Below are 6,010 nucleotides of genomic sequence, written 5' to 3'. Positions count from 1 at the left end.
GGACGATGACGCCATGAACCCCCATGAGGTCGTCGTGCCCGGCGATCGCCATCACGAGCCCGCAGAAGGCGACAAGCGCTGATATCGTGATGGCACTCTGGCGTTCTGCGACAGTCAGCCCGGCAACCATTCGCTCTCCCCCCGGTCATCACACAGCGCGGCTCGCGGTGCTCGAGAGAGGGACCGGAAGGTCGAAATCCGGACCGCGTCAGCCAGTGAATACTTGTCGAGAGCCGCCAGATTGGTATCCGGCATTGTCAAGAAGTTACCCAACAATATGCAGGCCGGCGAGATAGGCAATCCCCCCTGCTGCAGGCATTCGATCCGGTAGGATGGTCGCTCGGAAGACCCGCAGACGACTGCGGCACACCTGTCATCTTCTTTAGGATGGAACAACCATCAAAGGCTGAAGTTCAGCGGAACGTGTCAAGCGCAGAAATCAGCTCGACATACACGTTCGGCGGAGAATCCTTTAGTAAGTGTGCAGGCTTGCGACGCGCCCATTCTTGCCATGAAACACCCGCGTTGGACCAAGTGACGCAATCTCGGAGCGCCTATAGTTACCTTTCAACTGCCGAGAAGCAGACATCCCAATCGGTAGCTACGGGCGGATAGCCAAACGTGGTTTCCCGTCCACCTGGCGACATTCGGAACGTTTGCTCGATGCGGTAGATGCCTCACAAATCTTTCAGTGACGTTGAGGAGCCTAGAACCTCTCCGGTTGAGCCGCTTGCTAAGCGCTCGGTTGTCTTTGCTACCGAATGCCGTATTATTGTTCTGCGTAGAGGCGTGGACCTTTTGATCTATGATCGGAAAATCGTCGCTCGTCCTCACGGTCCCGGTGACGCATGCGAGGCAGTCGGACGACGCCTCCGATCACGGCTTGACCTCGACTGTGGTGCTAAGGCGAAGCATCTCGAAGTCTGAGATCAGAATTTCGAATTCAATATTCCAGCGGCCGGGCATGGGAACGAGCACTTCGTCGACGCGCCAAGTGCCATCACCGGCCTGATAGGCTGGACGTTCGATCCCCTCGATTCCTGCCACGGGATTGGACAGGGTGACCGTGACCTCTCTGGCCCGCAAAGCTTCGAAGCTGCGATCGAGCAGTTTCAACGAAAGGCTTGCGAGCCCAACCCGGCCCGGCGTCAGCCTGATATCGACCATGGCCTTGGGGGTATGGATGTGCGCAGACGCCGGTTGGGCAGATATTTGCGCGAGGACCCGTGGCGGCGGCGTGAAGCGCCACATAGCGGCAGTGCCAAAGATGAGCAGACCAAGCACGATCTCAGTGGCAATCACCCGCCGCAGCCGAGCCTTCGCGGGGATATCGCCTCCCACGACCTTAACAGTCAGCATGTACCGGTTGCATACCGCCGCCCCCAACAGCACAGCGACCCAGAGCAGCTTAAGCACGAGCACACAACCATATTCCGTGTTGGTGATCGCCGAAATGCGCTCGACCTGAACGACCGTCAGAGCCAAGCCGCTCAGCAGGATTCCGCCGACGAAAAGCGGAATCCGCCTCGAAAACCGCAGAAGAGCTGCATTATTCCGGCTACGGAGCGCGACCCATAATGGAAACAAAGCGCCGGTCCAGGCGGCAATGCCTACTCCGTGAATAAACACCGCCGATCGCATGAGGAATTGGGGGGTAGCAGCGCTGGCGTGCCCGCTGGCCGCAAGAGCCAGCCCGACCCCAGCCAAGGCGCTCCAGGCCAGTCCAATTCGCGCTATCCCTTGAGTGGCGATCGAGGCTAACCCTGTGGCGATGGAAAAGCCCGCCATCATCACGGTCACGCCAAAGGCGCTGCTAGCACCCGCTTTCCAGACTGCGGTATCGAAAAAGCTGGCCGCGGTCGCGCCAAGTACATCCAGCCCTTGCGCCGCGACCGCGAGGGGCAGAACCCCCAATCCCATGCCCATGAGGCCTGCGGAGAACAAGCGCGCCGCGACCGGCAGGGGGGCGATCCATACCGCCGAGGCCGCGCCGCCGACGCCGAGAAACAGTACCAGATAAAGGCCGAGCTTTGTCGCCCAAAGTAGAAAAAGCACCGCGCGGTCGGCGTGAACGTCTATGTCGGGTGCCCGGATGTTTGCAGCACCGATTGAGAAAACGAGCGCGCCCCCCACCGGATGCCCATCTTCGGAAACCACCCGCCAACTCAACACATGTGTGCCGTTGCTGAGGCCGATCGGAACCTTGATGGCCAACGAGCGATCTCTCAATTCATAGCGATCGAGAGTTTGCGGTTTTCCAGTTGGCGGAATGAGCTTGAGGAGGAGGGGGGAGACTGGCTCGCTGAAGCTCAGCGTCAACACAGATGGTGCCATCGCCACGATCGCACCATCTGCCGGCGTCGCAGCAGTTAGTGCCGCGTGGGCAGCGGCCTGCCCAGCCGCGGCAACAACAACCGCACCTGAGCTGACCAGGAGAATGATGAAGAGGCGAAGGCGCCGGATCATGATAGTCCTTGCGGATCGAACACCAAGATCCGGCCGCTTCGGTGACTACTTCTTGGGGATCAGTTTCAGGCTCGGCGCCGGAAACTTGTAGTCGTCACTGGTCTTGCCCGGTGCGGGGATTTCGATCCAGCGTTCCACAGCGCCGCCTTCGCATTCCTGGACGATTGGCACATATAGCGCTGTATCAGCCTTCAGGTCGGTCGTGAGGTAAGCGCGAAAGGCAAACTCGTCATAGTGTTCGTCGAGCAGTTTCCCGCCACTCCAGACCACCTCTTTGACGCCTTCCGAAGTCGGCGTCCCATAGTAGTCATAGGACTTGGCGTACTCGCCCTTGAGAGTTTCCAGCGTCCATCCCGGTTTGGGCATCGGCTTCACAGCGATCACGCCCTCGGGAATTTTGACGCGCACCTTGAGGGTGGCGGCACCCTTGCAGCCGTGCGGCACGCGCGCCACCGCCTTGTAGGTCGAGCCAATGGCGGCCTGCTGAGTTTCAAGCGTGACGTGAGCTGCTGCCCCCGTTGTGCCGGCGGCAAGAATCAAAGCGGCAATCAGATGGGCTTTCATAGCGAGTTCCTTCAGGCAAGCTGATTGGGTGGATTTCGGGCGCCTATGTCCCGGTTGGCAGAGAAGTAAACAGCGGGTGGTCCGTAGAACTCAGAGCCGACGTCAAACACTCGGCGATCTGAACCAGCGCCAGGCATGGAAGGCTGCGCCTACGGGAAAGCTCAGGCGGGGGGCGCACGCGGGTTTGCGGGAAAGTGTCCTGAGTAAAATCCCGGCGGCACCTGGGGATACGGAGCAAATCCGGTCTGGTTCGCAACGCGATAAGACACCGGGAAGAAACTGGCTGCGGGATTGATCGCGATGTTTGCGGAGAATGCGCAGTTCAATGAGCAATCGAACATCAGATCAGGCTGTGCGTGATCTGATGAGCCCCCGAAGCCAGGAGCGCTGGTCGCGCAATGGGTGAGAGCGATAGTCCGATCCACCGTGACTACCACGCCGTGTGCGCCGGATATCAGGCCTGTGACGACCGCCTGAAACACGATCAGATAGGCGAGGCCGATTGCGCCCCACCGAGCTGATCCTGACGTGCTTCGGTGCCCAGACACGAACTACCCTCCTGGGTCACCGATTATCACCCGAGCAAGGGACGCCAATTGATGCGGCGCAAACAGGATTCAACTTGGTAGGCGCGTCAGCGTGGCCGCAGGCGCTTGCTTGCAATCTTCGACATGACGGGATCGAGGTCCGTTCCTGAAGATCTACGCTTGTCACATTCCAACTGCTTGGCCCGGCCTCTGCATTCGCCTTCTTGATCTGCATCAATGCAGCTGTAGGGGCGTTGATCTTTGCTGCCGACTCTCCGCTCCAGCACGCGTGCGATCAAAATGGATGACTTATTCGAGGCGGCACGGGTCACAGAGCAGCAGGAACGAGCAACCTATTCGCTAATGGTTTCAGCCCATCCTGGTATCTCTGCATGTGCGTGGTCGCACTACTTGCAGGGTTCTGATCAAATGTCCGGCAAGACGCGCGGGCTGATTGCGCTCAACGACAGGCGCGGCTGCGTTCACGGCATATTTTCTTATGACGTTGTACAATCGCTTTCGTCCGAAGCCACATTGGCTGTTTCGGAACTGGCATCGGTCCGGCTGCCAAGCTCCGCACTGATTGAGGCCCTTATGTGCTTCGCCAATAATTTGGCTGCCGAGCTTGGACTTCGAACAATCGCGCTCGAACTCGCCCCATCCGCAATCTGGAGACAGGACCACTTGGCCATGAAGCAGCGTGGGTTCGCGCTTGATCGAGTGACAATGCGAGGCCGGACCTGATGACCCTTCAATCTTGGGGTGGGCACGAATGGGCTCGAATTTGGGCTTCAAGCGGTCCGGTCGAGCTACAGGCGGTTTCAGCGACTGCCTTTGCAAGGTTTGCAGCAGAGGAGGCCGGGATGACCAGAACGAATTACGCAGACTGGCTAGCAGTGCTTGAGGGAATGGAACAGGCACAACGCGAGCGCTACCTCGCGGGTCGCGACGGAGAGGGTGATTCGCTGGGCAAGCAGATCGAGCAATGGATCATAGTGGGCCGCGCTCAAGGTCACTGCCTGCGCGACGGACCGCCATTGACGGAAACCAAATGCCCGGTTCTGCCCCCTCAGACGGGAAACCCGATCAGTGGCTAGAAGAACTGCCCGGCGTGACGTCGGCACTCGACAAGGCGGCGCATGGGGGTCTAGCTTCTCTGAAGATTTTCTAAGGAATGAAGCTGAGAGCGCCGCCGCAACGTCATCTCGGGAGCGGGTATTGTGATGTCCGATGGTGCCAAAGCCGAAACCCGGGCCGAATTCAGGCCTGTAACGCGACGGCAGGAGTTCCTTGCCTTCATCGTCCTGGCGATCCTGATCTGGCCGATCATCGCGGTCGGCGTCGTCGGCGGCTATGGTTTCCTGGTCTGGATGCTGCAAGTGGTCTTCGGACCGCCCGGCCCACCACGGTGAGGGCCCGGCCATGGCAGAGCACGGGATCGATCTCGGCAGACGTGGGTTCCTGAAGGGGCTTCTTCCCTCGGAACCGGACGTCATTCGTCCACCCTGGTCCCTCGAAGAGACAATCGCGAGCGCCTGCACGGGATGCGGCGCCTGCGTCAGTGCCTGCCCGCAAGCGATCCTCAGGCTCGATGCCCGGCAGCGGCCCGAGATCGATTTCAGCTCCGGCGAGTGCAGCTTCTGCGGCGCCTGCGCCGCAGCCTGCCCGGAGCCGGTCTTCGATCGCGGGCGGCCTGCTTTCCAGCACGTCGCCGTGATCGGGAACACATGCTTTGCCGCCCGCGGCATCGTTTGCCAGAGCTGTGGCGATGCCTGTCCGGAAGCGGCGATCCGTTTCCGACCGCGCCTTGGTGGCCCTGCCCTGCCTGTCCTCACCGCCACTCAGTGTACCGGCTGCGGCGCCTGCATCGCGGCCTGCCCGGCCGCCGCCATCGGAACCTGCCCCACGGCAGCAGAGGCAGCCCATGCCTGAAGCCCAAGCGGCCCGCACCATCCATATTTCCAGTGCCGTCGTCACCGCCTTTCCAGAGCATTGCGACGCGGTCGTGCGCCAGATCAATGCCCTGCCGGGCACCGAGGTTCATCGTGTCGAGAACGGCAAGATCGTCATCGTGATGGAAGCCGAGAGCACCGGCGAGATGGGYAGCAGGCTCACCGGCATCGCACTGATGGACGGCGTSCTTTCGGCAAACTTCGTCTTCGAACAGATCATCGCCCTCGACGACACTGGAGCTGGATCATGACCCTATCCCGTCGCGAGATGCTGAAGGCGCAGGCGGCGGGCATCGCCGCTGCCGCYGCCAATATGAGYCTSCCCGCCGAAGCMCAGCCYGTCGYSGGYGGCGTCGACACGCTGGAGATCACCTGGTCGAAGGCGCCCTGCCGCTTCTGCGGCACGGGGTGCGGCGTGATGGTCGGCGTCAAGGAAGGCAAGGTCATCGCCACCCATGGCGACATGAAGGCCGAGGTCAATCGCGGCCTGAACTGCGTCGT

8 protein-coding genes are annotated in these 6,010 nt (G+C 60.8%); 6 read left to right on the top strand and 2 right to left on the bottom strand.

The genetic code is table 11. From position 1 onward, the window contains the following. Nucleotides 1-876 precede the first annotated feature (876 nt). Together AC1DW9_RS35980 and AC1DW9_RS35975 are read right to left on the bottom strand one after the other, a co-directional pair. Nucleotides 877-2,466 carry a copper resistance CopC/CopD family protein gene (locus tag AC1DW9_RS35980; protein WP_441509127.1) on the bottom strand — a complete coding sequence of 530 codons (1,590 nt, stop codon included), beginning with the start codon at nt 2,464-2,466 and terminating at the stop codon, nt 877-879. A gap of 45 nt (nt 2,467-2,511) precedes the next feature. Further along, nucleotides 2,512-3,030 (bottom strand): YcnI family copper-binding membrane protein, encoded by a 519-nt coding sequence (locus AC1DW9_RS35975; RefSeq protein ID WP_476777512.1) that lies wholly within the window; start codon nt 3,028-3,030, stop codon nt 2,512-2,514. A gap of 827 nt (nt 3,031-3,857) precedes the next feature. Between AC1DW9_RS35975 and AC1DW9_RS35970 the strand changes: the two genes are divergently transcribed. The 6 genes from AC1DW9_RS35970 to AC1DW9_RS35945 all read left to right on the top strand — a co-directional run. Further along, the gene (locus tag AC1DW9_RS35970) at nt 3,858-4,301 is read left to right on the top strand and encodes a hypothetical protein (protein WP_476777513.1); all 444 of its coding nucleotides are present in this window, start codon (nt 3,858-3,860) and stop codon (nt 4,299-4,301) included. A 119-nt stretch (nt 4,302-4,420) separates the two neighbouring features. After that, nucleotides 4,421-4,654 carry a hypothetical protein gene (locus tag AC1DW9_RS35965; protein ID WP_441509125.1) on the top strand — a complete coding sequence of 78 codons (234 nt, stop codon included), beginning with the start codon at nt 4,421-4,423 and terminating at the stop codon, nt 4,652-4,654. 126 nt (nt 4,655-4,780) lie between these two features. Then, entirely contained in the window at nt 4,781-4,969 is a 189-nt protein-coding gene (gene napE, locus AC1DW9_RS35960) for a periplasmic nitrate reductase, NapE protein (RefSeq protein ID WP_441509124.1), read from the top strand. Nucleotides 4,970-4,979: 10 nt separating this feature from the next. Continuing rightward, complete coding sequence (gene napF / locus AC1DW9_RS35955; RefSeq protein WP_441509146.1) at nt 4,980-5,489, top strand: ferredoxin-type protein NapF; 510 nt, start codon at nt 4,980-4,982, stop codon at nt 5,487-5,489. Then, nucleotides 5,482-5,760 carry a chaperone NapD gene (locus AC1DW9_RS35950; RefSeq protein ID WP_441509145.1) on the top strand — a complete coding sequence of 93 codons (279 nt, stop codon included), beginning with the start codon at nt 5,482-5,484 and terminating at the stop codon, nt 5,758-5,760. Before napF ends, AC1DW9_RS35950 begins: the two co-directional genes overlap by 8 nt. Beyond that, nucleotides 5,757-6,010: twin-arginine translocation signal domain-containing protein (locus tag AC1DW9_RS35945; RefSeq protein WP_476855375.1), on the top strand; the 254-nt coding region annotated here is incomplete at its 3' end. The genes AC1DW9_RS35950 and AC1DW9_RS35945, both read left to right, overlap by 4 nt.

This window comes from Allobosea sp. P4_E12 (genome assembly GCF_056401655.1).
Note: the sequence above shows the minus strand (reverse complement) of the source record. Positions and strands in the feature narration are given on the sequence as shown.